The sequence below is a fragment of the Nonomuraea sp. PA05 genome (genome assembly GCF_008086045.1).
GTDB classification, from domain to species: Bacteria; Actinomycetota; Actinomycetes; order Streptosporangiales; family Streptosporangiaceae; genus Nonomuraea; species Nonomuraea monospora.
The window spans coordinates 121862-143286 of the sequence record NZ_VSEY01000003.1 but is presented as its reverse complement, the minus strand read 5'-3'; the positions used below and the strand labels follow the sequence as shown (position 1 = coordinate 143286).

The window sequence follows — 21425 nt, the reverse complement described above, 5'->3', positions numbered from 1 at the left end:
GGACGGCTCCCTGAATCGCCAGAAGCAAGGCGTCGGATGTCGGCAGCTCCCGCACCTCCGTCAGGTAGGTGCGTCTGCCCTCGGTGACACGGACTCGCCCCAGTGGAGCCCTGCCGTGCTGCTCCAGGTGGACGTGCCAGCCGAAGGCGGAGCCGGACCCGCAGGCGCTTCCGTCGCACTCAACGGTGAAAAGGCCCAGCGGGAGATCGTCAAGCAGCGTCTCAGGCACCAGGACCCACCGCCTCGAGCCCGGAGAAGCAGCGAGGGCACACCTTCCACGGCTCGTCATTGACGCCGCCGCGCCAGTCGCAGTCTCCTGTGTTGGTGCACACCTGTCGCAGGTCGTCGTAGTGCTCTTGGATCACATACCTCACGGGTCGCTCCTCTCGGGTAGGGCGGCACGGAGGCGGTTGAGCAGGTCCGGCTCCTCTGTGATGTACCGCCACGGGTCGTTCACCGCTTCCAGGACCTCGATGGCGGCGCGGAGGTCCTCAGCGGAGACGACGACCATGCCTGCGCCGGCCAACGCGTCCAGGTCTCGCTGCGCCTCCTTAAAGAACGTCTCCCGGGAGGCGGAGCCGTCACCCCAGCGTTCCTCAAACGCGGCGATACGAGCCTCAGCGATCACCTCAGCGGGGTTCATGGGCTCCTCCGATCAGGTGAGCTGCCGCCTTCAGGGTGTCTCTCATGCGCGGGTGGTAGACGAGTCCGTGGTCGGCAAGGAAGGCGTCGAAGCGGTCAGGGTCATAGCCGGGGCGCTTCGGGTCGACAAGGTCCAGCAGACGCTCAGCCGCCTGCCGGTGCTCGTGCTCGCCACCATCACGGGCTCCCCCGTTCTCGGTGGCGAGGACCTCGGCCGCCCACTCCAGACTCATCGCCCGATCGTGGCCTTGCCATAGGTCTGCGACGACGGTCGGTTCTCCTGCCGCGCGCCTCTCCTGCGGGAGCGCCCGCTCGGTAGCGGCACGGGCGCGGAGGTCGGCGATACAGCGGGCTCGCTCACCAACACAGGCCTGGGCGGCGAGGACAGGAGCAGCAGCCTCGACAGCCGCGCGGGCGAGGTCTTCGTCGTGCTCCATCCACGTCCCGTACTCCGGCTGGCCAGAGAACAGCATCCGCGAGATCGCTGACGCAGCGGCCTGGACGGCTTCCTCGGGAAGGTCAGGCACGGTCTGTCATCCCCTGCTCTGCCAGGGCCGTAGCGAGACGCCGTACCACGTCTCTGGGGGCGTCCCCAGCGTGCTTCATGAACGCCAGCGCGATCGCGATGTCGCCGGCCATCACGGTCACCATGTCGTCGTCGCCCGAGCGAAGCGAGATCGGAACCGCTCTCGCCGCCCAGTCACCAACCGTCTCGCCCTCCCGCCGCGTGGTGAACGTTCCGGGGTCGTTGATGGCTCGGCGGATCAGCACGTGCAGATCATCAGGCATCAGCCTTCTCCTTGATCGGGGTGATCGGGGTGATGGTGAACCGCCACACGACGGCGTGCGGGTCGATGCGGCGAACGTGCCCCTCCTGCTCGTCGCCGCATTGGGCGCAGCAGAACGTGGTGTGCCTGCCCATGCCGAAGAGATCAGCGGAGAGCACCTGCGTTGCTGGGTGGTTCGGGAAGTACTCGCAGGTGAGTGGATTCTCCTGATCAGCCACGGCTTACCTCGCCGAAGATCTCAGGGTGGGCGGCCTTCCAGTCCGTCCAGTGCTTGAACGTCTCGCCACCGACGGTGTAGATGCGGTCCATCACCTGCACCAGCGTCATCGGGCCTGCCCAGTTCGGACGGTCGTCAAGGTGCGTGCCGCGCAGGCGAGGGAAGACCGGCACCCACACCGGCCCGTACTGCCACGTCACCACCCGGTAGGACCAGTCACCGTCCGCCCACTTGTGGAAGATCCTGGTGGGATTGCCGCTGTCGATATCGAACGGCCGCTCGGCGAGCTTCGCCTTCCACGTCTCGTTGAACCAGTGCTCGCGATACTCGTCGATGAACGAGACGAGCTGCGCAGCCTCCCAGTCGGTGGGCCGCACCTCAGACTCCCGGTCGAACGACGCCGCGTACTTCCAGCGCGGAACGAAGCACGTCACCGGGATGCGGAGCTTGGTGAGCGGGTCATGCTGGTCGGCGTCGTACGGCCAGTCAGCGGTCTCACTCATCATCGCTGCCACCCTCCCGGTACATGCCGAGGTATTCGTCGTCCTCGCCCACAGTGCCGGCCAGCAGCCGCCGAACTAGGTCTGCCTCCCACGAGCCGGGCCGTCCTGCGGTGAGGTCGTAGGAGCCGTGAGGCTGGGAGGCGGCGACGGTGGCGAGGGTCGCGGCCAGCCAGCCGGGGAAGTCGCGTTCGAGCGCGACAGCGGCGCTCAGGGCGTCTACGGCGTTACGCCCGTACGGGGTGTCAGTGATCAAAGCCATCGGGGATCAGCCCTCCTCCGGCCCGTAGACGATCCGGTACTCGGTGAGGGCGTCAACGAGGACGGCCCGCATCCGCTCCTCCAGGCAGAGGCTCGGATCCCGCCGCCAGGAGGAGAGAGCGGACTGCAACAGCCAGTCGGGGACGGTTACGTCAGGCATCGGGATCAACCTTCCTCGGGGGCGGGTGGGCAGAGGAACGCCAGACGGTTGGCCATGTCCAGAGCGTTCGCGTAGGCGACCAGATCGGCGACGGTGCGGCCCAGTCGCGCCGCCGTGGAGCCGACAATGGTCGCGGTGTCGTCCTTCACGATCTCGGTGAGCTGGTCCAGGACCGCTCGGGCGTCACGAAGTTCGATCTCCAAGTTGCTTCTCGCCCGGGTTCGTTCGCTGTCGTAGCCGTGGCGGAGGAGACGGTCAGGGAACTGCTCGCTGGCCATGTTCGAGGGCTCCTCTTGTGGATCTGGTCTTGTAGATCTGCCGTTGTCGATCTGGTCTTGTGGATTACCGCCCTGTCTCGCCAGGTACCGGAGAGACAGGGCTGGATGGTCAGCGGTAGCGGATCTCTGCGAGGGCGGCATTTACCCGCTCCTCCAGGGCCAGGTCCTCAGGGCGCTCGTTGAGCCGGTAGCAGGCCAGCCTGACCCGTCCGGTGTTGCGCCCGTCCGGCTTGAGCCGCCAGTTGGCCGAGCCGCCGTCGAGGATCGCCTCGAACGTCTCGCTGGGGCTGGCGTGGTGCTTCTGGACCGCCTCGCCGATCACCTCGGCCACGTACGGCTTCTTCAGGTCGGAGAAGTACGGCAGCAGGGTTGCGATCACCTGCTTCGCGTAGTGGCCGAGCACGCCCTTGGGCGGTTCACCAGCGCCGTGGCAGCGGTTCCCGCCCGGGGCGAGCCAGGCGTTGCCGCCCTTGCTGCGGACGTGCATGCGTAACGTCCCGTCCGCCTTCAAGCTCACGTCGGTACGGTCGCAGGCCCGGCACCCCTGGTGCTTCTCTTCGCTCATCGGTCAGTCCTCCACAACTTCCCAGCCGCCGGACGTCATGGTGGCGACCCACTCGCTGTACAGCTCGTTGCCGAGCTTCTCTTGCTCGGCTTTGGTCATGGCGTCCCAGTCCTCGCGGGTCTCGCCCGTGTCGATGACGCTCTCGGTGTTGCTGCGCACCGAGGTGATCAGGCTGACGTTCACCTTCAGCTTCACGGTCTCTTCGTTGTCACTCACGGGGAACTCCTTGGTCGTTGAGGGGTTGGGTGTCCCGGTCCCCGGCAGGAGGTACCGGGGAGAGGGAGAGGTCAGGCGCTCTCGAACGCGCGGGTGATCTGCTCCCATTCGGCGCGGTCGGCGAGAATCAGCGTCTCGATCTCGCCATCCTCCAGCCACGGCAGGTGCGGGAAGGCGAGGGAGCGGCGCGATAGGTCCCGCATGAGGACGCTCGCCGCCCACTCCTCGCCACGCTCGCGCAGCAGCTTCTTCGACTGAGCGGCGGCGCACGGATCCACGAAACGACTCTTCGCTGCCTCCGCCTTCCCTTCGGCGGCGAGAACAGCGAGACGTTCGGGCGAGAGCGTGGTTCTCATCAGGTCTCCTACGTCAGGGGCGGTCAGTCGTCGTTCTGGCACTCACAGTCGGTCTCGCACACGTGCGGGTCCGGCTCCATCGGCGGAAAGTTGGCGGCGGCCTCACGCAACGCCTTGACGAGGCGTCCCGGGGCGGGGCCGGTGGCGCGGACGCTGAACACCCACTTGCCAGGCGTGTGGTCCACGAAGCGCCCCGCCTTCCGCAGGAACTCCGCCACCTCGGCCGCCAGTTCGGCACGCCGCCCCGGGTTGTCGTCGTTCCTGACCATCACCGTCACGGAGCCGAACTTCCGCCTGCCCGACACGTACACGCCGGGCAGGCGGCGGCCGGTGCCGATACCGACCCCGATGACGGGGTATCCGGCGTTGCGCAACTGGCGGGAGATGCCGGACGGGGAGACCGGCTTGGGCTGGGTGGTCATCGGTGCTCCTACGGCAGCGGCAGGGGCGGACAAGATCGGGGAGTGGCAGGGGCGGGCTGCTCGGGCTCGGACATGTTCAGGCTGTGCATCGAGCCGGGATGGTCGGCGGGGCGTGTGCAGCGGAAGGTCATTCCCCACGTCTCAGCGGTGGCGGTGCACCGGTTGTCGGAGTGCGGGGCGGTGGGAGCGGTCATCTCGGTCCTCCGTGGCGCTGGTCGCGGGATCTTCCGGTCGGGTTCAGGGAGAGGGGGGGTGAGCCCCGGTCTTCCCGGGGCTCTGAGGTCCTACTTGCGGAGCGCGTCCCGGGTCTCGCGGACCTGCCTCCAGAAGCGGTCCGCGTCCGCGTCGCTCATGTAGGAGGTGAAGTCCTCGATGTCGGCGTCGGTGGTGTTCGGGTCTGCGGCGAGGATCTGGGCGAAAGTCATCTTGTTCTCCCTGGCGTCCTGTTGTGTATCTACAGATTAACTCTCATGCTTGTAGATACGCAATACCTCTGAGAAGATTTCTGTAGATACACAGCGAAGGGACGCCATGAGCAGCGACGACCAGGTCACCAAGCCCCGCCCAATCCGGGTGCCTGAAGTCCTCTGGGAGGCATACGGCGAGGTGTGCAAGCAGCTCGGAACCAACCGAACCGCCGACCTGCTCGACCACATGCGACGGCAGATCAACCGCCATGGAGGCGAGGCCCAGCTGGACAAGCTCGCGGCAGCCGAGCAGGAGCTGGCAGAGCGCCGCGCCCGCATGCACCCTGGACGCCCCCGAAAGCAGCACGCCGGCGAACCCGAGACCGCCGCCGAGTAGCCGTTCACCGGCCTTCCCCAGACTGGTCGGCGGGCTCGTCCGCGTCGATGCCGAGTTCGTCGCGGAGGCGTCGCAACCGCTCGTACGACCAGTGGCGGAGCTGCGTGGCACCGACCAGTTCCTGCATCTCCTTGGTGCCGTTGCGGTGCACGGCGAGGAGGATCCGCAGCCATGCCACGTCCACCCACTCCGTCGTGGAGTGGGTGGAGCAGCGGGGGCGGCCTGACCGTTCAGGGCCGGTGGCGGGCGGGCAGCCGACCTCGATCAGCGGGTACGAGTACCGGCCGATCAGCAGATCACACTCTGCGTGGCCGTCGATGCCTGCAGCGATATCCGAGACGGCCGCCTCGGGTCGGTGGTACTCGACCTCGGAGAGGATGATGGCCGGGTCGTGGGAGAGGCAGAGGACGCGGTAGACGCTGCTCACTGGGCAGCCTCGATGTCCTGGACGGGCTGGTAGCCAGCGGCGAACTCGGACACCCACACATGGCGAAGGGCCATCGTGTCGCCCATCGGCTCCTCAGCGATCCAGTCGCCGACAGGGACCTCCATCCGGTGCCACTCAGTCATCCAGATCTGCACCAGCGACGGCTCGTGGCTGGTGAAGGTCGTCCTCGATCTGAACGAGCCGACGAGGGCGAGCACCTCATCGCGGTTGTCTCCCGTCCACTGGACGGCCTCGACCTCGATCGTCTTGCGGTAGCGGGCCATCAGCGGGACACCTCGCTGTCCTGCTCGGCCCGCCTCTTGGCGATCGCCTCCCGGGTGACCTCCTCAGCTCTCGCAGCCATCCGCTCGGGCATGTGACGCAGGTCGTCCACGGAGAACTTGTCCTGGTCGTTCTCCGGCGCGGAGACCATCACCTCGGGCGGGAGCGCGCCCTCACGCCAGCCATACGCCGCCCTCCGGCAGATCACGGCCGCGTCCGTCTCGGCGTAACGGCCTGCGGCCCACACGTCGTGCGTGTAGCCCCGCCTTGCGGGCCCCCACCAGGCGTCGTGCTCGTTGGACCACACCAGCCAGACCTTCACGGGCGGCTCGTTGATGCCTCGCATCGTTCGGATCTCCTATCGAACATTGATCTTGAAGCTGCATATTTCGATCTTGCTGGGAACTGGAGTTCGCCTCGCGGGGCTGTAGGTACCCCAGAGCCCCGCGAGACGGGGCGGGCGCTACACGGAGACCTGAGACGCGTCTTCTCGCGCCGTAGGGGCCTCTGAGGCGCGAGCGCGGGCATCTCCGTCCGAGCCGTCCCCCGCCGAAGCGCAAAGGACCGCCAGATCAAACTCTCCGGCTCGGACGCCCGCCAGGAACGCCTCCCACTCAAGGCGGCTGTAGAGCAGCACCGGGCCGTCCGGCTCCTTCGAGTCCCGTAACGCCACCAAGCCCTCGACCTCCGCCACCTCCACACACGCGGTAGCGCCGTTGCAGAAGCTGGACCTACGCCACATCGGTGGCCTCCTCGTCGATCGTCTGAACGGGGGCGTCCTCGCGTCGCGGGTCCGTCTCGACGACGGCCGCCGCCTCCATCAGGGCGAGCGTCTTCAAGTACCAGTCCCGGCGGGTCACGACGCGGTCCCTTCGGCGAACAGCAGCCGGGCAGCCTCCAGCGGAGACAAGCCCGCAGCAACCAGATCGGCGAGCCGCACACGCTCGGACTCGGCTTCGTCGGCCACCTCTTCGGCAGTCTCCGCCCAGTCGGTTTTCGGCAGGACCTCCACGCGCCTGGCGGGCGCAGGAGGAGACGTCTCGACCAACGGGCCAGTCCAGCGAGGCCGCCACACCAGCTCGTAGAAGATGTCATCCACGCGGCTCACCGGGAGGTTCCGTTCAGGACACGAGCCACAGCCATCCCGCCCGCAAAGCAGGAGCACCGGTCCTCACCCACATCGAGCAGGACACCTCCGCAGCCGCCGTCATGGACGAGGAGCGTGCCGTGATCGACATGGCAGCCGTCACCGCATGCGGGGCACTCCGGCTGGTCGCAGATGACCTCCTTGTCGAAGACCTCCGCCACCTGCTCCAGCCAGGAAGCGAGAGGCTCACGGGCGTTGATCAGCGTCGCCACCAAGCGGGCCAGCACCCGGTCCTTCACGTCGAACAGGACACAGTTGCGGCAGGTCACCGCCGACTCCTCGTGGACGCTGCCGCACAGCACCACAATCGCGGTCTGCGGAAGCACCTCAGCGACCACATGCGACAACAGGTGCTCGCGCGCTCTCGCCGCCGCCTCTCGCAGTTCGGACGCGATCGTTTTCTCGGTGGTGTCAGCCATGGTCGCCTCGCTCCGGGAGGTTGGTCAGCGCGAAGTTCGCAGCGCGGCGGATCCGATCCTCCATGCCGTCCAGTTCGCGGCGGTGCCGCTGGAGCGCGACGTGATCGGGCGTAAACTCAGCGACGGCCGCCACCCACTCCTCCACGCCCACGAAACGCTCGTCCCTGCGGGACGCGTACCGCGTGATCTGCATCCCCATCGCAGCCTCGATCTTGTCCAACAGTTCCAGGCGCTCCTGGGTCTCGTAGTCGAGTCGGGAAGAGCCGATCTCCTGCCGGATCTTCTGCTCCTGCTCGTAGAGGGCGTTGCGGTGCTCCTGCTTGATCTGCCAGATCTCACCGGCGCGGATGTTGTCGGCCCGCCGCACCAGTTCGGTCATCAGCGCCAGCGTCAGCTTCGGCTGGCGCTCGGCGGGTTTCACCACCACCTTGAAGCGGCGATGGTTCGCTGACGTGGGCGGCACCATCAGGCCCCAGCCGGTCGGCAGTTCGGACGGCTGGATCATGTTCGGCGGGGCGACGATCCAAAAGCGGCTGGAGTGCTCCCACCAGGCTTCCGCCTTCGCTGGGTCGTCGAGTTCGCGCAGCCAGTCCGCGCGGCTGACCTTCAGCTCGTGCACGTCGATGCCGTACCCCCTGCTCGACCACAGTCCGACCCGTACGAGATCGGCGCGGCGGCTGGAGCCAGGGGCGGCCACTTCAGGGATGAGTACCTCACCGTCCTGGTCGGTGCCGGGCTTGCGGTAGTGGGCGAGCAGCGCGTCCATGAGCTGCCGTGTGGTGGTGTCGCTCATCGGGAGACCACTTCCTCGGAAGCTTCGACGGGCTCGATGTGGGTGAGGGCGATACCGCCCGACCGGCCTTCGACCGACACCACGGCAGCACCGTGGCCGAGCGTCCACGCTGGCGTCCGGGTACGGGTCACCAGCGGCTCGTCGTCGCGGGCGCCTGGCCATGCCAGGACCGGCGTGCCGACCGGGTGAACCGTGTTCCAGGCGACGGCGGCGTTCTTGTACCAGCGCCACGGCTTGGACGCCTTCTCTGGCGAGGACACATGCTTGCGAGGACCGTTCGACCGGCAGAGGCCCGTGCGGTGGGGCGGGAGGCCGCACACGTCCCCGTGCTCGCTCACCGCTCCGCACACGTCTACGGGACTCATCGCGAGGCCACCTCCTGCCCTGTCCCGTTGACGACCCGGGCGAGCACCAGCGCGGTCGTCCACGCGAAGCTGCCCTCTCCCCGGTGGTCGACCACCATCCGCCGCCACTGCGGAACATGCTCGGGAAAATCCTGCTCTTCGGCGTCCTCGCACTCCATCTCGAACGCGAGGTGGTCCAGCAGTTCAGCGACGAGTTCGCCGTTCGGGTGGCCCTTGTCGGTGCGGATCTTGACGGCAGCGGCTCGGACTTCGGCTTCCACGGACAGCGCGGTCTCGGTGCTCATCGGGCGAACACCTCGCCCCCGAACTCAGCAGCGGCCTTGCACGGCCACCGCGTCACCGAGCCCTCGTCCCAGCAGACGTTGCACACCCACGCCTTCGGGATGCAGTCGCCCAGCCAGTGCGGGGTGTGGAAGCGGGCCGGAAGCTTCTGCCGCTCCTCCAGCGTCTCAGGAAGCTCCTCCAGGCACGGCTTGTCGGGAGCCTCCAGCAGGATCGCCTTCACCGGCTCGGCGTAGGCGTATCGGAAGGCGCGCTCCACCTGCCGGATCGCCTCGGTGTAGTCCTTCGGGCCCTTACGCTCACCCTCAGGCTTGATCGGCTCGATCAGAAGCGTCAGCCGCTCCTCGGCCTGCTGCGCCAGCGCCTCCTCGAAGTCCTCCTGGCAGGCGAGCACCGGCCGGAAGCGGCCGTCCGGCCACGACAGGCGAGCGACCGCCGGGGTGGGCTCGTCGTGGTCCTCGTTGCCGCACGGGACGCGGATCTCGGTCTTGGTGTCACTCATGGCTTACGGGCCTCCTCAGGCTCGGTGAGTGTCGGGACGGGGACGGGAGAGGCGGGCTCGCCGACGTCGGTTTCGGGGTAGCGGCCGAGCACCTGCCGCATCGCGTTCAGCGCCGCCTGCGCCTCCTGGAGGTCCTCGTACTCGCCCGGGTCCACGATCACGGCCGCCAGACCTCGATCGTCTGGGCGGGCGATGTAGCGGGCGATCCGCCGGCCGGTACACCACCTGCCGTTGTCGTCACCTGACAGGAACTGGCGGAGCGCCTCCTGCGCGTCGTCGTGACCGAACGCGATGCACGTCATTGCGGGTTCTCCCTCGGGCCGTCGTGAACGTCCTGGTCAGAGTCGGGCGCCTCGTCTTCGTCGTCCAGGCCGAGCGCCACCAGAGAGTCGATGACCCTCTCGATCGCCCGCCGGTCCATCCCGGTCGTAGGCGGCTTCGGCGGGACAGGGCGCAGCCGCTCCGCTTCCAGCGACCACAGGCGGGCTTCCAACTCCGGGTTCACGGCACCTCCTCGCCTGCCATGGCTCGCCGGGCGAGTTCGGCGCCGCGGTGGGCGATCTCCGGGCGGGGCGGAGGGCCGATCTGCTGCTGCCACGGTCGCGCAGGCCGGGCCGCGGTCGGCCGCCAGCCCTGCCCGCGGAGCGCGGTCATGAACTCACCAGCGAACAGTTCGGCGTCGGGGCGTTCAGCGAGGGCTTCCCGCTCCCGGACCCTGTGCGCCAGGGCAGCGACAGCAGCCCTTGTCGCCTCGTCCAGGTCGCGTAGGTCGGCGGTGGTCACGGCACCTCACCCCGACACCCGGTGCTCGTCGTCGCCGACGCCAGCGGCCTTCAGCCGGGCCTCGTGCGCCGGAGCAGTCAGCCTGCGGCCATCCGCGTCTACGCACACAGCGCCGGGCACCGCCCGGCATGGCGGCCATGGGCACGACACGCGGATCGCAGCGACGCGAAGCGGGTCGTGGTCGACACCTCGGATCTCGAGGTACTCCGTGGACGGCTCCACCTTGGCCGTGATCTGCCTGGGCAGCGCGAACCCGCGGGCCATCTTCGCCAGCGCGGCCTGGAACGCCGCCCTGTAGTCGCGGGGCCTGTCAGCCAATTCGGCAGGGGGCGCCGGAACGGGCTCACGCGCCAGCCTCGCCGCCCTGATGTCCTTTACGCCCTTGCGGACATGGGCGGGCATCAGCCACTCCGTCGTCAGCGTGTAGTGCGCGATCACCGCGTCCTGGGCGTCGAGATAGTCCAGGTCCTTCACGGCGGCGTGCCAGGCGACCACGTCAGCCTCACCGACCTTGCGCCGGTCGTATGCCGCAGCGGTCGTGAGCAGGTCGATCACCTCTTCGGGAGTCATTGCGCAATCTCTCCTTGGATCGTTGGGGGCATGCCGGAGCGGAAGCGCTCCTTGAGGCTTTGGGCCTGGGCGACGCGCTCGTCAGTCGTAGAGCGCTGACTAGGGGCTTGCGACCGGCGGCCAACCTGGTTCTTTGCCTGGAGGCGCAGGCGGTCGTACTGGTCGCGCAGGGTCGGCATGCTGAGGATGTTGGAGCGCCAGAACTCGTCGTTCTGGCACCAGTCGATGGCGAGGTGGATCTGCTCCTCGGTCCGCCCGTCTTTGTCGAGCATCAGGCGGGCGGCGTTCCTCCAGCGCTTTCCGACGGTGGGGGGCTTGGACCCGTTCGCCACGATGCGATCAGCCAGGTGCCTGCACAGGCGCTCGACGTCCTCGCGTGACGGTTCGGCTTCTTCCTCGTCTTCGGCGCTGCCGTCGGCTTCGGACGTTTCCTGAGAAGTCGCAGACTTCTCAGCTCCAATTTCCGACGCTCCATCTACATCTCCTTCTCCCTCCGTACGGAGAGGAGTAGGAGTAGGAGTGTTCGTGAACGAGTTCCGCTCAACGGCTCCGTGAGTCCTCAGTGAGTCCTCAGTGATTGCCATTTGACCTGCGGCAATGAGGGCTGCGTCGGAGATTTGCTCGGAAACTTCCCACATGGCGCCCAGGTCGGCGCAGTCCAGTGCCCGCCCAATGCTGCGCGCGGTCCGAATGACATCTTCGTTACTGCTCACTGAGTCCTCAGTGAGCCCTCCGTGGGTCACCTTCGGGCACTCAGGGAGTTTGCTCGCCACGGGACGGTTCGGCTTCTGGTGCTCCGCGAAATTCACGATGTGCAGGTACTGCTTGCCGCCGCTCTCGTATCGACAGATCAGGTGTGCCGCCTCCAGTTCGTCGAGGAAGGCTGCCACCTCCCGCGGCGTGACGTCGTCGTCCAGCGGCCAAACGGCGGCTTTTATGAGTCGCACTTCGGCCCGGCCGCGTCCCTCGTCGTCGGCGTAAGTCCACAAGCCGGCAAAGTTCCAGCGTGCATGTACGGAGACCTCGGTGAGGGTCTCCGAACTGAACGCTTCCGGCTTGAGCGTGCGCATCCGTGGCAAGGTGTTGCTCCAGGTGGATCAGTAGGGATTGGTTGAACTGCGGAGCAGGCCCTGTCTTCGACGACTAGGCATGGGGCACCGTCGCACCAAGCGTGTGACTGACCGCGATTTCGAGCACCTCATCAGGGCACTCGTAGGCAGAAGTTCGGCGATGTCCTTTGCAGGCGGCATCCCACTCGGCGGTCGCCTTCACCAACGCAAGGGATCCTTCGTCGCCAGGAAGGCGTTGCAGCCATGCCAGGAGCGCTTCTTTGTCGCGGCCGAACTCCTCGATAACAAACCGCCCCTTGCTAGCAGCAGCCGTGATCAATTCGCGTTCGGACGGCCAGCGGTCGCCGATGTCCCGTCGAGCGGCCCAGAGCAGCTTGACTCGCTCTGGAGGGGTGAAGCCGGCGAGATAGGCGTGAGCAATGATCGCGTCGGCCTCCTCCTCGGACGTTCCACGATCGGCACCTGCCGGGGGGAGGAACACCGCGAGTTCAGGCTTGCGGGCTTCTCCTGCAGCTTCGCAAGCAGCGAGGATGTCTTCGGCCTTTCGGCCGGTCGCTACGGCGGTGGTGAACGACACCAGCCAGGCGCCACTCTCCAACGGGTGGGGAAGGTTCCGGCCGAAGCCCGAATACCACCTGACGGCAGAAGCGATCTCTAAGTCGTGCACCCACTCCGCCAGTTCTTCCTCGTCGCCTTCTTCGGCCGCGAGTGCGCGAGCAGCGATGGCGGCGTCCAGGTCGGCCTGAGGAACGTCCTCGACAACGGCGGACTCCAAGGCGATATCGCTCTTGCCTGAGTTGCAGTCCTCGCATGCCGTGATCAGGTTCGTGGGTACATCTCGGCCGCCATCGGACCTGGGGGTCATGTGATCGACTTCAAGGACCGCCCCATCCTTTGCCGCCAGTCCGCAGTAGCGGCAGGCGAAGTTGTCGCGGCGGAAGATCTGGAACCTGAGACGCTTACCGACGGCCATCGGCACTCCTGGGGTCACTGGGGCAACGCCCGACCCGTCCACTATATGCCACACACTTGTTGGCATACATGTTTGAGGCTTCACGGCTTGGGGCCTCTGATATATTGGCCTCATTAGAGGTGCGACCATGGAAAGGTGTCCGACCCCATGACCGGCATCCGAACCGCGAACGCCGCACTTGAGGAAGCCAAGGCCCGCGCCAAGCAGCTCATCGCCGACGCGCAAGCCGAGCTTGGGCGAGAGATCCTCCTGGCCCGCGCTGGGGGCGTTGAGCAGAAGGACATCGCCACCGAGTTGAAGATCACTCGCGAGCAGGTCCGGCGCTTCCAGGTGGCCGCCCGAAACGCCGGCATCGCGCCTTCCGAGTCCTCCGACTCCTGAGCTGCTGGCTACCCGAGCCCCAGAAGTCATGACGCCTCCCGGCGGACACCCTTGGGCTTCTCGTTGGGGTCGTCGATGTCGTCCCACGCCAGCGGTGACAGCCACCCGTTACGGGCAGCGCGACGGCAGGCCAGCTTGGCGCCGCGCGAGGGCGGGGCCGGCGTCCTCGACAACTCCCGATACAGGTCGCGGACCGCGCGGGCCGTCTCGGCGAACACGCGCGGGTTGCGCAGCACCTTGTAGTAGTTGTTGACCGTGCGTCCCAGCAGGGCGCACTGGGCGCTCAGCGAATACCCGATGGCGACGAGCGCCTGAACGCGGCGGCGGGTGCCCGTGGCGTCGATCAGCACCCGGTCCGGGATCGCGTCGAGGTCGAACGAGACCGCCAGGAGTGAGCGGGCGTTGATGTCGAGCGGGCCGCGCACATGCTGCTCGTTGAGCACCTGCAGCACGCACTCGGCGTGGACGCCCGCCAGGTCCGCGATCGCCGTGGGGCTGAGCCCGCGGGCCATCAGCCCGGCCACGTGCGCACGGACGAACCCGGCATCGCCGTACGCCGTCCACCGCCCGTACGCCATGAGGCGGCGCCGGTTGACGTCGTAACGGCTCTTGGCCGCCCTGCACGGCGTACAGCGGCAGCGGTAGGCGTTGTAGCGGCGGATCGTGCCGTGACGGACCTCGCCCATCACGCCGCCCCGGCCTGCTGGCGCGGCTGGACCGCGAGCAGCTTGTCGGCGTTGGCAGGCCTGATCCGGCTGGAGCGGCGGCGCCCCTGCGAGGGGACGCCGTAGATGAGGGCGTCCACGACACCCTTCGACACGCCCGCCGCGATGGCGATCTGCCGCAGGCTCATCCCGGCGTCCCTGAGCGTCTGCACGTGCCTGCGGACCTTCTCCGCCTCCGCGTCCGGGCGATGGTCACCCGTCTTGACAGCGAGCCGGTAGACGTTCTGCGCGCGGGCGTGCGCCGCGGTGCAGCGCGGGCAGCGGCAACCGCCAGACCGGTAGCGGTGGGCGCTGCCGTGCGGGTGCTCGGCCATCACACCACCGCCGTCTCAGCGCGGGCACGACGCTGAAGGCTTCGCTTGAGGGACTTGCGTTCCTCCTCCGTCTTGCCGCCCCAAATACCGGTTTCGCCCATGGTCAGCGCCCAATCCAGGCACGCCGCGACGACTGAACACGACCCGCAGACCTGCTTGGCCTCCGCTGCCTGAATGAGTGCATAACCGGTGTTCCCGACCGGGAAGAACGTCTCTGCGTCCATGTCGCGGCAGGCAGCCCGCTGGCGCCAGCCGCTGCCGTTGCCGGTCTTCTCTGGGATCCGGGCGCTAGGCACGAGTCTCCTCCTCTTTGGTGCTTGCACGGGTACCGACGTCGGTGTAGTCGCGCATCATCCGAACCAGCTCGGACAGTTCCGGGGGCGCCGACGCGTCGGCTGCGGCCTTCTCCCAGCAGCCGGGGTGTGGGGCGATGCGGTCCAGCCACCGGTAGAAGCGGTCCAGGGCTAGGTCGTCCATGCGGGCCTGCGCCGCATCAGGAGTCAGGTCAGGACGCATCGGCCACCTCGATCAAATCGAAGAGTCCGGGCATGTCGGCCTTCCGCTCTTGCGCCTGGAGATACTTGATGCCGTCGAGGAAGTAGCTGGTGTTGAGTTCCGCGGCTCGGCCGCGCCGACCAAGATGGAGCGCCCGAACGGGCACCGTGAACAGACCTCCGAACGGGTCATAAACGAGCTCGTCCGGGTTGCTGAACCGGGTGATGAGCCGGTCCACGATGTCCCACTGGAGAGGGCATACGTGGAGCTGCTGGCGCCGCCTGGACTGCTCGGTGTTGAGCGTGAGCATCCGGTTGACGTCGTGCCAGACCTCCGGGTGGTGCGAGCCAGGGGCGAGGCTCATGAACGTCGCTGGGAGCGCGCCCCGCCCCTCCAACGCCTCGCCGATGCGGACGTGCGCCTCGTAGTCGTACACCTGGCGCAGCGTGTTCTCCGTGAACAGCCGTGACATCTGGTCGGGCGGGAGCGCCGCCAACTCCTCCGGGGTGAGCGGCCGGTTACCGGACGACCTCCAGAAGGCGTGCGCGTCCACCTGCCACCGGGCCCGCGTGTAAGAGGCCTTATCCTTCACAACGGGGACATCGGCGTAGCCGCGGCTACGGTCGGTCTGCGGCTTGTGGAACAGCAGGATGTACTCGGGGGACCCGGCGCCCATCTTGGTGCCGTCCTTGCACTGCTCAGACCAGCCGAGCCTGTACGTCTGGTTGTTCTCTCGGACCACGTCCGTCACCACCGTGATCATGCCCATGTAGTCGAACCCATGGCGGCGGCCATGCATCAGTGCCTCGGCATGGAAGGGGGAGACGGTGGGCACGCCGGCGCCGGTCACCGCTCCGAACAGAATGCGGTCCTTGACGTGACAGGCGTAGACCCGGCCTGGCCGCAACACCCGCAACAGCTCGGGCGTCAGGAAGTCCATCTGGGCCCAGAAGTGATCGTTGTTGTCGGTGTGCCCGAAGTCGTTGTAGCTCGGCGTGTACTCGTAGTGGTTCGAAAACGGGATGCTCGTGACGATCAGGTCGACGCTGTCGGCCTCCATCGCCTGCGTCTCCAGCACACAGTCGTTGTTGGCCACCAGCCAGCCGTTGCCGCTCGCCTCGATCCGCTCCACTCCCATGGAGCGGACAAGCTCGGCGGCGATGCTGGCACTCGACAGGCCGTGCTCGCGAATGATGTCGCTCATGGTCGAGGTCAGTTCCTTGTGTCGGGCCCACTTCTCCTGCAAGGTGCGGACGACCTCACGCTCGGACTCGGCATGGATGATGTGCGCGTAGCAGGTGCGGGTCTGTCCGTAGCGCTGGATGCGGTGGACGGCCTGAATCAGGTCGTTGAACTTGTAGGTGACGCCGACGAACACGGCCGTGCAGCACTGCTGCAGGTTCATGCCCTGGCCGAGCATCACCGGCTTGCCGATCAAGGCGTATGTCTCCCGGTCGCGCCACTGCTGCAGCCGTCTCTCGGCCTCCTCCAGCGGGAGAGACCCGTGAACGGAGGAGTAGGTCAGGCCTGCGGCGGCGAGAGCGCGCTCGATGGCGTCCTGTTCGGCGTTCAGGTCGCACCAGATGATGATCTGGTCACCCGGGTGGTCGGCGACGTGGGCGCCCACGATGGACATGAGCTGGTCGATCCGGGCCGGGAGCGTGTCCCTCTTCTCCCGCGCCACATCCTCGACACCAAGCGCGCCACCGCGGAACAACGCGGCCTGTCCGTCCCGGTCGACCGGCGCGTCAGAGTGATCCACCGCCACCTCGTGGTGCCGGACCTCGATCGGCGGCAAGTCATATCCGGTGTCGTCGTAGCCGAGATCGGAAGGACTCTGTAGGAACACCGCCCACGTGTTGAGCCACAGCCAGAACTCGCGCTCTTTGTGCGGGTACAAGGTCAGGTTGTTCGCCTTGGTCGAGTCGCGCTGAAAGAAGCGCGTCAAGGCCTGCCCGGTGTCCATGACCCCGAGGAACCCGGCGTAGTGGATGAGCTCCTTGTACCGGTTCGGCGCCGGCGTGGCGGTCGCCAGAAACCGGTAAGGGACATCGCCGAACAGGGACAGAAACGTCTGGTACGTCTTGGAGCCGAACGAGCGCAGCACCGACGCCTCGTCCAAGCTGACGGCGTCGAACAGGTTCGGGTCAAGCTTCCCGTCCCGCACGCTCTCGTAGTTCGTGACGTACAGGCCCGGCCCGTTCACCTGGCCGGAGGCGCGGACGAACGTCACGGTGAGGCCGAGCATCGCGGCGTCCCGGATGAACTCGCCTCGCACACCGAGCGGGCAGACGATGAGGGCGCGTGCGCCACCGGAGTGGGCGAGCGTGAGGCGCAGGATTTCCAACTGCATCACGGACTTGCCGAGTCCGAATGCGGCGAACACCGCCCGCCTGCCACCTCGGACCGCCCACACCACAATGTCCCGCTGGTGAGGCTTCAAGATTGGGTGCACCTCGACAGGCTCCGTGGTGAACCCGGCAGGCTCGGCGAGCGAGGCCTTGCCCGCGAGGAAGTCGGTGTACGACTGGCTAGGCATCATTCGCCTCCGTTCGGGATCGTTCCGAGCTGTTCCGAACCGTTCTGGAAACGTCCGGAGACTCGGCGAGGCGGGCCACGACGTAGCGGCGGACCTTTCCGTCTCCGCCCTTGCGGGCGGGCTGTGTGCCGCTGTCGGTGGCGATCTCGGCGCCCGTCTCGCGAAGAATGCGGTCAGCGCCGTCAACGGCCGCCTGAGAGCCGATCAGGCGGATCTCCGTCCACTCGGTGAAGGTGGGCCGCGGCATCAGATCGTCCCCCACTGGCCGAAGTCCGGCAGGACCCGAACACCGTCCGCTCTCCCCCACAGGTGGAGGGCGAAGTTGTGGATGTTGACGTGCCGGTCCTGCGGCGGGAACACCTGGTACGCCTCCCGCTCGGGGCCGAACACTCCCGCCTTCACCACCGTCAGCTCGTCGTAGGTGGGCATCCGGTCCCGCCACGAGATGGAGGCGTGCAACCACTCGGTGTCGTCGAGCGGTCCTTGGGTGACGATCACCTTCCCCGCTGGCGTTCCCGAGAGGTCCCGCAGCAGGAGGACCACGCCGCACGGGCCGAACGGCTCTGGAGGCGTCGGCCTCATCCCGGCCTGCTTCAGGGCGCGGAACAGGTGCGTCGGGTCGCAGTCGAGTTGGACGAGGTGCAGCATCACAGCGCCTCCTCGGGAGAGTCCTGTACGGGAAAAGCAGGGACGATGTGACGGGCCAGGAACGGCTTGTCCTCCTCCGGGCACACCGCCGGCGTCTCCCCGGCGCTCACGGCCCTCTGGCGGTCGAGCAGCCGCTGCCCCACCGCTGCGGGGATGTCCGGGTCGCGGAGGACCGCCCACACGTCGATCAGGGGATAGTCAGGCATCTGCCGCGCCCTTTTGGAGCACGTCCGCCACCGTGTGGCCGTTGACCGTCTGGACCTTGGCGGCCTTCACCGCGATCCGCTTCGCGGTGTCCAGGTCGAACCGGTGCGTGGCCAGCCAGTCGTCCTCCCGCGACGACGGGCGCGGCTCGTAGTCCTTGCGGCCGTCCGCGTCGAGAGCGAAAGGCCCGTCGAGAACCGCCCACAAACCGCGCCCCCGATACTCGACGGAGATCGTGAAGTGCGGGGCGTCGATATGGCCTTCGGGCAGGCAGCAGAACTCGTAGCGGGTGACTCGCATCTCAGGCTCGGGGATGGTCACAGCAGCGGCCCTCCTTCCTCGGTCTTGGGCGGGTCGATGTCGAACAGGGGCTCTGTCTCCGGCTCCTCCACTGGGGCCGGAGAGCGGTGCACGCACACCAGGCGGTGCTCGTCGTACTCGCCGCGCTCCACGGCCTTCTCGCAGCACTCAGGGAGCACCTAGGCCACCTCCTCGAACAGGGAGGGCTGGTAGGCGACCGACTGGATCGCCGACGCAGTGGACTCGCCTCTCATTGCCGCGGCGACGCGCTCGCCCAGCCAACGGGCGATGCCGACCGGGACGGCGTTGCCGATCTGCTTCTTGACCTGCTTGCCGTCGCCGACGAACTCGTACGAGTCCGGGAAGCCCTGAGCGCGGGCGCACTCGCGGTTGGTCAGCAGCCGATGCCAAGCCCGCCCTTCACGAACGGTGGCGACGGCGTGGTGGTTGCCTCCCGCGGTGACGCAGGCGATCGGATGCCGATCGGCGCGCTTGGCCTTGGCGTTGCGCCGGTACGTCACCAGGTGCGGCACGTCCTCGTCGCGGATCTGGGCGATCTGCGGCGACACGTACAGCGGGCGAGTGACGAGCTTGCCCGGGTCGTCGTCGAGGATCGCGGACGCCGGCACGCGCGCCATGCCGGGCGGGGTCAGGTCCACAGCCAAACCGTTGCGGGTGGCGACGATGAACAGCCGGATCCGGTGCTGGGCGTGCCCGTAGTCGGCGGCGTCGAGCAACAGCGGCGTGATCCGGTCGTAACCGAGCGACCGCAGCCCGTCCAGCCACCAGCCGTACAACGTCCAGTCCTGGAACTCCGGCACGTTCTCCACCAGGACCACCGGGTACTTGTGGACCTCGGCCGCGGCGATGACCGCGAAAGCCGTGGCCCGGTCGATCGCCCCGGCGTCCTCGCGCAACTTCTCCACCTCAGCCGGCGGACGACGCCGGCCGCCCGAGCGGGCATGCCACACGCAGCTCGGAGACGCCCACAGCACGTCGGTGGCAGGGAAGGTCCGCCAGTCCACCTCCGACAGGTTCGCGATCCGGTGCTCGGTGTCCGGGTGGTTGAGCTGGTGTGTGGCCACCGGGATGCGCTCGTGGTTCGCGGCGATCGCCACGAAGTAGCCAGCCTGCGCCAGCCCTTCGGAAGAGCCGCCGCCACCAGCGAACAAGTCAGTGGCCTCCAGCACGGTCATCGTCGGCCTCCTCCCACACGTCGTAGAGATCGGCGACCGGCTCCCTCTTCTGCGCCCAGGAGTGGATCCAGGCCAGCAGTAGGGATCCGGCGGTGAGGTAGGAGCCGAAGAGGATCAGGGCGCAGCCGAGCAGCGTCAGGGCGGTCACCGGTCGCCTCCGCGCTGCTCCTGGCGGCGAACCTCGTCCTCCATGTGCTGGCGCAGGATCTTCGTCAGGCGGGTCGGCGGCTGGACGTCACGACCCTGCTCGTCAGTGCGCGGCTTCGGCGTGAGCGCCTTACGGATCTTCTTCAGCGGGTTAGCCACGACGACCACGCCCCCGCCCGCGGGACCGTCCGCCACCGTCGCGCAGGAGGTGATCCACCGGCACGCGCTGGGACGCCTCTCGGGTGTCCGCTGCCCGACGCCGGTCACCCCGGTAGGTGATGGTGGCGACCACACCCGCCATCGCGCCGAACACAGCCGCCACGTAGACGGCCACGACAGCCTGCCCAACGGCGATCACGGAGCCACCTCCTCGGAGGCGACATCACCCAGGACAGCAGCAGCGCCTGCGGCGTCACCAGCAGCAGCGAGGCGCATCGCCTGCTCCACCGCAACGCCGACCTTGGCCAAAGCGCCAGCCAGGTGCTTGGCGGACTCGCGGGCCTGGTCCCGCTCGGCGGCGAGCTGGCGCAGACGGTCCGTGAATGCTGTGGAGCCGCGCTGGAGTTCAGTCCCGAGCAGCTCTACAGCGGCTCTCAGACGGTCCACCTCGGCAGCTGGGGTGACCAAGTCCATCGCGTTCAGCCACGGGTCGTTACCGGAGGAGTGCTCGCCGATCACCTCGAGGGGAGCGACCTTCTCGGCGAACTTGTCGAGGAGCGCATGCAGGTTGTCCCGCTCGTCGATGAGTTGGCCTGTGGTGTGCTCGTCCCGCTTGGCGTCCGCCTCAAGACGGCGCACCTGAGCCTTGAGGCGGTCCACCTCCTGCTTCCAGTCGGCGTCCGCAATCTCGTTGAGACGGTCGATCGAGTTGACGTAGGCGTTGAGGCGGTCCACCTCGGAGAGGAGGCCCACACGGACCTGCTCCAGCAGGTGCACCTCAGCGTGGTACGGGAGCGCCCGGATCTCCGTGAGGCGCTCGACGGACAGCGGCGGCGTGTTCCGGTCTAGGGAGGTCACGGCTGCCGCTCCTGCTCTGCCTGAGCGGCCTCAGCGAGGGCGAGAAGAGCAGGCAGGGCGTTGACCGCCTCGACGATGAGTTCGGCCATGTGCCGCCGCTCGTCGTCGTCCTCGTCCTCCCCCTCGTCCCACGTGTCCAGATCCCAGTCGGCGATCAGGTCGTTGCGCTGGTACGAGCCGGGGGTGCGGTAGCCCTCGATGTCGCCGTCCTCGCCCCGGGTGACGTGCGTGAGAGCGGACTCGCGCCAGATTCGCATGTCGCCCTCGCAGTCCGACAGGAACCACGGGAGGCCCCCGACAGACGTCAGGAGGTCCTTCAGGTGGGCGACCTTCTCGGGGGTGATCGGCTCAGACATCGGAGGCACCGCCGTTCTGCTCGGCGAGGATCGCGTCCACGAGCCGCCGGCCCACGTTGTCCGACCGGTCGCCCTCGCTGTGCTTGTCGGCGAGGAGCTGGTGGAGGACATCGTCCGGGACGGCCACGTGGTGCGGTTCGAGCGCCTCAGTGAGAGCGCCGAGCGTCGGGATCTCGCGCGGCATCATGCCGAGCCAGAACACTTCGTCGTCGCCGTCGAACGCCATCGCGAAGAACGTGGTGAGCGGGGCGTCCCAGCCGACCGTAGTCACACGCTGGTCG

Annotated in this window: 49 protein-coding genes; 2 read left to right on the top strand and 47 right to left on the bottom strand. The window is 67.7% G+C overall.

Going from position 1 to position 21425, the window contains the following annotated elements; all coding sequences use genetic code 11:
• Positions 1–221 precede the first annotated feature (221 nt).
• The 14 genes from FXF51_RS60575 to FXF51_RS60565 all read right to left on the bottom strand — a co-directional run bounded on the left by FXF51_RS60575 (position 222) and on the right by FXF51_RS60565 (position 4830).
• Positions 222–374 (bottom strand): hypothetical protein, encoded by a 153-nt coding sequence (locus FXF51_RS60575; RefSeq protein WP_187414207.1) that lies wholly within the window; start codon positions 372–374, stop codon positions 222–224.
• Positions 371–643 (bottom strand): hypothetical protein, encoded by a 273-nt coding sequence (locus FXF51_RS05955; RefSeq protein ID WP_148433238.1) that lies wholly within the window; start codon positions 641–643, stop codon positions 371–373. Before FXF51_RS05955 ends, FXF51_RS60575 begins: the two co-directional genes overlap by 4 nt.
• Positions 630–1169, bottom strand: a complete 540-nt coding sequence (locus FXF51_RS05950; protein ID WP_148433237.1) for a hypothetical protein — start codon at positions 1167–1169, stop codon at positions 630–632. Before FXF51_RS05950 ends, FXF51_RS05955 begins: the two co-directional genes overlap by 14 nt.
• Complete coding sequence (locus FXF51_RS05945; RefSeq protein ID WP_148433236.1) at positions 1162–1431, bottom strand: hypothetical protein; 270 nt, start codon at positions 1429–1431, stop codon at positions 1162–1164. Before FXF51_RS05945 ends, FXF51_RS05950 begins: the two co-directional genes overlap by 8 nt.
• Entirely contained in the window at positions 1424–1648 is a 225-nt protein-coding gene (locus FXF51_RS05940; protein ID WP_148433235.1) for a hypothetical protein, read from the bottom strand. The genes FXF51_RS05945 and FXF51_RS05940 overlap by 8 nt, the downstream gene beginning before the upstream one ends.
• Positions 1641–2150: a hypothetical protein gene (locus tag FXF51_RS05935; protein ID WP_148433234.1), complete on the bottom strand. Its 510-nt coding sequence runs from the start codon at positions 2148–2150 to the stop codon at positions 1641–1643. Before FXF51_RS05935 ends, FXF51_RS05940 begins: the two co-directional genes overlap by 8 nt.
• Positions 2143–2409, bottom strand: a complete 267-nt coding sequence (locus tag FXF51_RS05930) for a hypothetical protein (RefSeq protein ID WP_148433233.1) — start codon at positions 2407–2409, stop codon at positions 2143–2145. Before FXF51_RS05930 ends, FXF51_RS05935 begins: the two co-directional genes overlap by 8 nt.
• Before the next feature lie 6 nt (positions 2410–2415).
• Positions 2416–2568: a hypothetical protein gene (locus FXF51_RS60570; protein ID WP_187414206.1), complete on the bottom strand. Its 153-nt coding sequence runs from the start codon at positions 2566–2568 to the stop codon at positions 2416–2418.
• Positions 2569–2573: 5 nt separating this feature from the next.
• The gene (locus FXF51_RS05925; RefSeq protein ID WP_148433232.1) at positions 2574–2846 is read right to left on the bottom strand and encodes a hypothetical protein; all 273 of its coding nucleotides are present in this window, start codon (positions 2844–2846) and stop codon (positions 2574–2576) included.
• Positions 2847–2955: 109 nt separating this feature from the next.
• Positions 2956–3411, bottom strand: a complete 456-nt coding sequence (locus FXF51_RS05920) for a hypothetical protein (RefSeq protein WP_148433231.1) — start codon at positions 3409–3411, stop codon at positions 2956–2958.
• Positions 3412–3414: 3 nt separating this feature from the next.
• Positions 3415–3627 (bottom strand): hypothetical protein, encoded by a 213-nt coding sequence (locus FXF51_RS05915; protein ID WP_148433230.1) that lies wholly within the window; start codon positions 3625–3627, stop codon positions 3415–3417.
• Positions 3628–3698: 71 nt separating this feature from the next.
• On the bottom strand, positions 3699–3983 hold the full coding sequence (locus FXF51_RS05910; RefSeq protein WP_148433229.1) for a hypothetical protein: 285 nt from the start codon (positions 3981–3983) through the stop codon (positions 3699–3701).
• A gap of 23 nt (positions 3984–4006) precedes the next feature.
• Positions 4007–4405, bottom strand: a complete 399-nt coding sequence (locus FXF51_RS05905; protein WP_148433228.1) for a hypothetical protein — start codon at positions 4403–4405, stop codon at positions 4007–4009.
• 284 nt (positions 4406–4689) lie between these two features.
• Positions 4690–4830, bottom strand: coding sequence for a hypothetical protein (locus tag FXF51_RS60565; protein WP_187414205.1), 141 nt, complete (start codon positions 4828–4830; stop codon positions 4690–4692).
• Between the two features lie 106 nt (positions 4831–4936).
• Between FXF51_RS60565 and FXF51_RS05900 the strand changes: the two genes are divergently transcribed.
• Positions 4937–5209 (top strand): hypothetical protein, encoded by a 273-nt coding sequence (locus FXF51_RS05900; RefSeq protein WP_148433227.1) that lies wholly within the window; start codon positions 4937–4939, stop codon positions 5207–5209.
• A gap of 4 nt (positions 5210–5213) precedes the next feature.
• On the opposite strand, the gene FXF51_RS05895 is transcribed toward FXF51_RS05900, so the two are convergent.
• From FXF51_RS05895 to FXF51_RS05825, 17 genes are all read right to left on the bottom strand, one after another.
• Positions 5214–5636, bottom strand: coding sequence for a hypothetical protein (locus FXF51_RS05895; protein ID WP_148433226.1), 423 nt, complete (start codon positions 5634–5636; stop codon positions 5214–5216).
• Positions 5633–5920 carry a hypothetical protein gene (locus tag FXF51_RS05890; protein WP_148433225.1) on the bottom strand — a complete coding sequence of 96 codons (288 nt, stop codon included), beginning with the start codon at positions 5918–5920 and terminating at the stop codon, positions 5633–5635. Before FXF51_RS05890 ends, FXF51_RS05895 begins: the two co-directional genes overlap by 4 nt.
• Positions 5920–6264, bottom strand: a complete 345-nt coding sequence (locus tag FXF51_RS05885) for a hypothetical protein (protein WP_148433224.1) — start codon at positions 6262–6264, stop codon at positions 5920–5922. Before FXF51_RS05885 ends, FXF51_RS05890 begins: the two co-directional genes overlap by 1 nt.
• A gap of 117 nt (positions 6265–6381) precedes the next feature.
• On the bottom strand, positions 6382–6660 hold the full coding sequence (locus FXF51_RS63415) for a DUF397 domain-containing protein (protein WP_148433223.1): 279 nt from the start codon (positions 6658–6660) through the stop codon (positions 6382–6384).
• Positions 6650–6778, bottom strand: a complete 129-nt coding sequence (locus tag FXF51_RS62410) for a hypothetical protein (RefSeq protein ID WP_262379309.1) — start codon at positions 6776–6778, stop codon at positions 6650–6652. Before FXF51_RS62410 ends, FXF51_RS63415 begins: the two co-directional genes overlap by 11 nt.
• Complete coding sequence (locus tag FXF51_RS05875; RefSeq protein ID WP_148433222.1) at positions 6775–7017, bottom strand: hypothetical protein; 243 nt, start codon at positions 7015–7017, stop codon at positions 6775–6777. The genes FXF51_RS62410 and FXF51_RS05875 overlap by 4 nt, the downstream gene beginning before the upstream one ends.
• 5 nt (positions 7018–7022) lie before the next feature.
• Positions 7023–7484 (bottom strand): hypothetical protein, encoded by a 462-nt coding sequence (locus tag FXF51_RS05870; RefSeq protein ID WP_148433221.1) that lies wholly within the window; start codon positions 7482–7484, stop codon positions 7023–7025.
• Positions 7477–8277, bottom strand: a complete 801-nt coding sequence (locus FXF51_RS05865; RefSeq protein ID WP_148433220.1) for a hypothetical protein — start codon at positions 8275–8277, stop codon at positions 7477–7479. Before FXF51_RS05865 ends, FXF51_RS05870 begins: the two co-directional genes overlap by 8 nt.
• Positions 8274–8642: a hypothetical protein gene (locus FXF51_RS05860; RefSeq protein ID WP_148433219.1), complete on the bottom strand. Its 369-nt coding sequence runs from the start codon at positions 8640–8642 to the stop codon at positions 8274–8276. The genes FXF51_RS05865 and FXF51_RS05860 overlap by 4 nt, the downstream gene beginning before the upstream one ends.
• Positions 8639–8926, bottom strand: a complete 288-nt coding sequence (locus FXF51_RS05855) for a hypothetical protein (RefSeq protein ID WP_148433218.1) — start codon at positions 8924–8926, stop codon at positions 8639–8641. The genes FXF51_RS05860 and FXF51_RS05855 overlap by 4 nt, the downstream gene beginning before the upstream one ends.
• Positions 8923–9426: a hypothetical protein gene (locus FXF51_RS05850; RefSeq protein WP_148433217.1), complete on the bottom strand. Its 504-nt coding sequence runs from the start codon at positions 9424–9426 to the stop codon at positions 8923–8925. The genes FXF51_RS05855 and FXF51_RS05850 overlap by 4 nt, the downstream gene beginning before the upstream one ends.
• Complete coding sequence (locus FXF51_RS05845) at positions 9423–9728, bottom strand: hypothetical protein (RefSeq protein ID WP_148433216.1); 306 nt, start codon at positions 9726–9728, stop codon at positions 9423–9425. Before FXF51_RS05845 ends, FXF51_RS05850 begins: the two co-directional genes overlap by 4 nt.
• On the bottom strand, positions 9725–9931 hold the full coding sequence (locus FXF51_RS05840) for a hypothetical protein (RefSeq protein ID WP_148433215.1): 207 nt from the start codon (positions 9929–9931) through the stop codon (positions 9725–9727). The genes FXF51_RS05845 and FXF51_RS05840 overlap by 4 nt, the downstream gene beginning before the upstream one ends.
• Positions 9928–10080 carry a hypothetical protein gene (locus FXF51_RS60560; RefSeq protein WP_187414204.1) on the bottom strand — a complete coding sequence of 51 codons (153 nt, stop codon included), beginning with the start codon at positions 10078–10080 and terminating at the stop codon, positions 9928–9930. The genes FXF51_RS05840 and FXF51_RS60560 overlap by 4 nt, the downstream gene beginning before the upstream one ends.
• A 135-nt stretch (positions 10081–10215) precedes the next feature.
• The gene (locus tag FXF51_RS05835) at positions 10216–10779 is read right to left on the bottom strand and encodes a hypothetical protein (RefSeq protein ID WP_148433214.1); all 564 of its coding nucleotides are present in this window, start codon (positions 10777–10779) and stop codon (positions 10216–10218) included.
• A complete protein-coding gene (locus tag FXF51_RS05830; RefSeq protein ID WP_148433213.1) occupies positions 10776–11849 on the bottom strand; it encodes a hypothetical protein in 1074 nt (357 codons plus the stop codon). Before FXF51_RS05830 ends, FXF51_RS05835 begins: the two co-directional genes overlap by 4 nt.
• Positions 11850–11922: 73 nt before the next feature.
• Entirely contained in the window at positions 11923–12822 is a 900-nt protein-coding gene (locus FXF51_RS05825) for an HNH endonuclease (RefSeq protein ID WP_222871140.1), read from the bottom strand.
• 147 nt (positions 12823–12969) lie between these two features.
• Between FXF51_RS05825 and FXF51_RS05820 the strand changes: the two genes are divergently transcribed.
• Complete coding sequence (locus FXF51_RS05820) at positions 12970–13203, top strand: hypothetical protein (RefSeq protein ID WP_148433211.1); 234 nt, start codon at positions 12970–12972, stop codon at positions 13201–13203.
• Positions 13204–13229: 26 nt separating this feature from the next.
• On the opposite strand, the gene FXF51_RS05815 is transcribed toward FXF51_RS05820, so the two are convergent.
• From FXF51_RS05815 to FXF51_RS05750, 16 genes are all read right to left on the bottom strand, one after another.
• A complete protein-coding gene (locus tag FXF51_RS05815; RefSeq protein ID WP_148433210.1) occupies positions 13230–13889 on the bottom strand; it encodes a hypothetical protein in 660 nt (219 codons plus the stop codon).
• The gene (locus FXF51_RS05810; protein WP_148433209.1) at positions 13889–14242 is read right to left on the bottom strand and encodes a hypothetical protein; all 354 of its coding nucleotides are present in this window, start codon (positions 14240–14242) and stop codon (positions 13889–13891) included. Before FXF51_RS05810 ends, FXF51_RS05815 begins: the two co-directional genes overlap by 1 nt.
• On the bottom strand, positions 14242–14538 hold the full coding sequence (locus tag FXF51_RS05805) for a WhiB family transcriptional regulator (RefSeq protein ID WP_316247608.1): 297 nt from the start codon (positions 14536–14538) through the stop codon (positions 14242–14244). The genes FXF51_RS05810 and FXF51_RS05805 overlap by 1 nt, the downstream gene beginning before the upstream one ends.
• Positions 14531–14758 (bottom strand): hypothetical protein, encoded by a 228-nt coding sequence (locus tag FXF51_RS05800; protein WP_148433208.1) that lies wholly within the window; start codon positions 14756–14758, stop codon positions 14531–14533. The genes FXF51_RS05805 and FXF51_RS05800 overlap by 8 nt, the downstream gene beginning before the upstream one ends.
• Complete coding sequence (locus FXF51_RS05795) at positions 14748–17276, bottom strand: helicase-related protein (protein WP_222871139.1); 2529 nt, start codon at positions 17274–17276, stop codon at positions 14748–14750. Before FXF51_RS05795 ends, FXF51_RS05800 begins: the two co-directional genes overlap by 11 nt.
• Positions 17269–17523 carry a hypothetical protein gene (locus FXF51_RS05790; protein WP_148433206.1) on the bottom strand — a complete coding sequence of 85 codons (255 nt, stop codon included), beginning with the start codon at positions 17521–17523 and terminating at the stop codon, positions 17269–17271. Before FXF51_RS05790 ends, FXF51_RS05795 begins: the two co-directional genes overlap by 8 nt.
• Complete coding sequence (locus FXF51_RS05785) at positions 17523–17924, bottom strand: hypothetical protein (protein WP_148433205.1); 402 nt, start codon at positions 17922–17924, stop codon at positions 17523–17525. Before FXF51_RS05785 ends, FXF51_RS05790 begins: the two co-directional genes overlap by 1 nt.
• Complete coding sequence (locus FXF51_RS05780; protein WP_148433204.1) at positions 17924–18130, bottom strand: hypothetical protein; 207 nt, start codon at positions 18128–18130, stop codon at positions 17924–17926. Before FXF51_RS05780 ends, FXF51_RS05785 begins: the two co-directional genes overlap by 1 nt.
• Positions 18123–18449 carry a hypothetical protein gene (locus tag FXF51_RS05775; protein ID WP_148433203.1) on the bottom strand — a complete coding sequence of 109 codons (327 nt, stop codon included), beginning with the start codon at positions 18447–18449 and terminating at the stop codon, positions 18123–18125. Before FXF51_RS05775 ends, FXF51_RS05780 begins: the two co-directional genes overlap by 8 nt.
• Positions 18446–18607 carry a hypothetical protein gene (locus FXF51_RS60555; RefSeq protein WP_187414203.1) on the bottom strand — a complete coding sequence of 54 codons (162 nt, stop codon included), beginning with the start codon at positions 18605–18607 and terminating at the stop codon, positions 18446–18448. The genes FXF51_RS05775 and FXF51_RS60555 overlap by 4 nt, the downstream gene beginning before the upstream one ends.
• On the bottom strand, positions 18608–19624 hold the full coding sequence (locus tag FXF51_RS05770; protein WP_148433202.1) for a DNA cytosine methyltransferase: 1017 nt from the start codon (positions 19622–19624) through the stop codon (positions 18608–18610). It abuts the gene before it with no gap.
• Positions 19602–19772 (bottom strand): hypothetical protein, encoded by a 171-nt coding sequence (locus FXF51_RS60550; RefSeq protein WP_187414202.1) that lies wholly within the window; start codon positions 19770–19772, stop codon positions 19602–19604. The genes FXF51_RS05770 and FXF51_RS60550 overlap by 23 nt, the downstream gene beginning before the upstream one ends.
• A complete protein-coding gene (locus tag FXF51_RS05765) occupies positions 19769–19966 on the bottom strand; it encodes a hypothetical protein (RefSeq protein ID WP_148433201.1) in 198 nt (65 codons plus the stop codon). The genes FXF51_RS60550 and FXF51_RS05765 overlap by 4 nt, the downstream gene beginning before the upstream one ends.
• 159 nt (positions 19967–20125) lie before the next feature.
• On the bottom strand, positions 20126–20788 hold the full coding sequence (locus FXF51_RS05760) for a hypothetical protein (protein ID WP_148433200.1): 663 nt from the start codon (positions 20786–20788) through the stop codon (positions 20126–20128).
• On the bottom strand, positions 20785–21144 hold the full coding sequence (locus FXF51_RS05755) for a hypothetical protein (RefSeq protein ID WP_148433199.1): 360 nt from the start codon (positions 21142–21144) through the stop codon (positions 20785–20787). Before FXF51_RS05755 ends, FXF51_RS05760 begins: the two co-directional genes overlap by 4 nt.
• A complete protein-coding gene (locus FXF51_RS05750; protein WP_148433198.1) occupies positions 21137–21415 on the bottom strand; it encodes a hypothetical protein in 279 nt (92 codons plus the stop codon). The genes FXF51_RS05755 and FXF51_RS05750 overlap by 8 nt, the downstream gene beginning before the upstream one ends.
• Between the last annotated feature and the right edge of the window lie 10 nt (positions 21416–21425).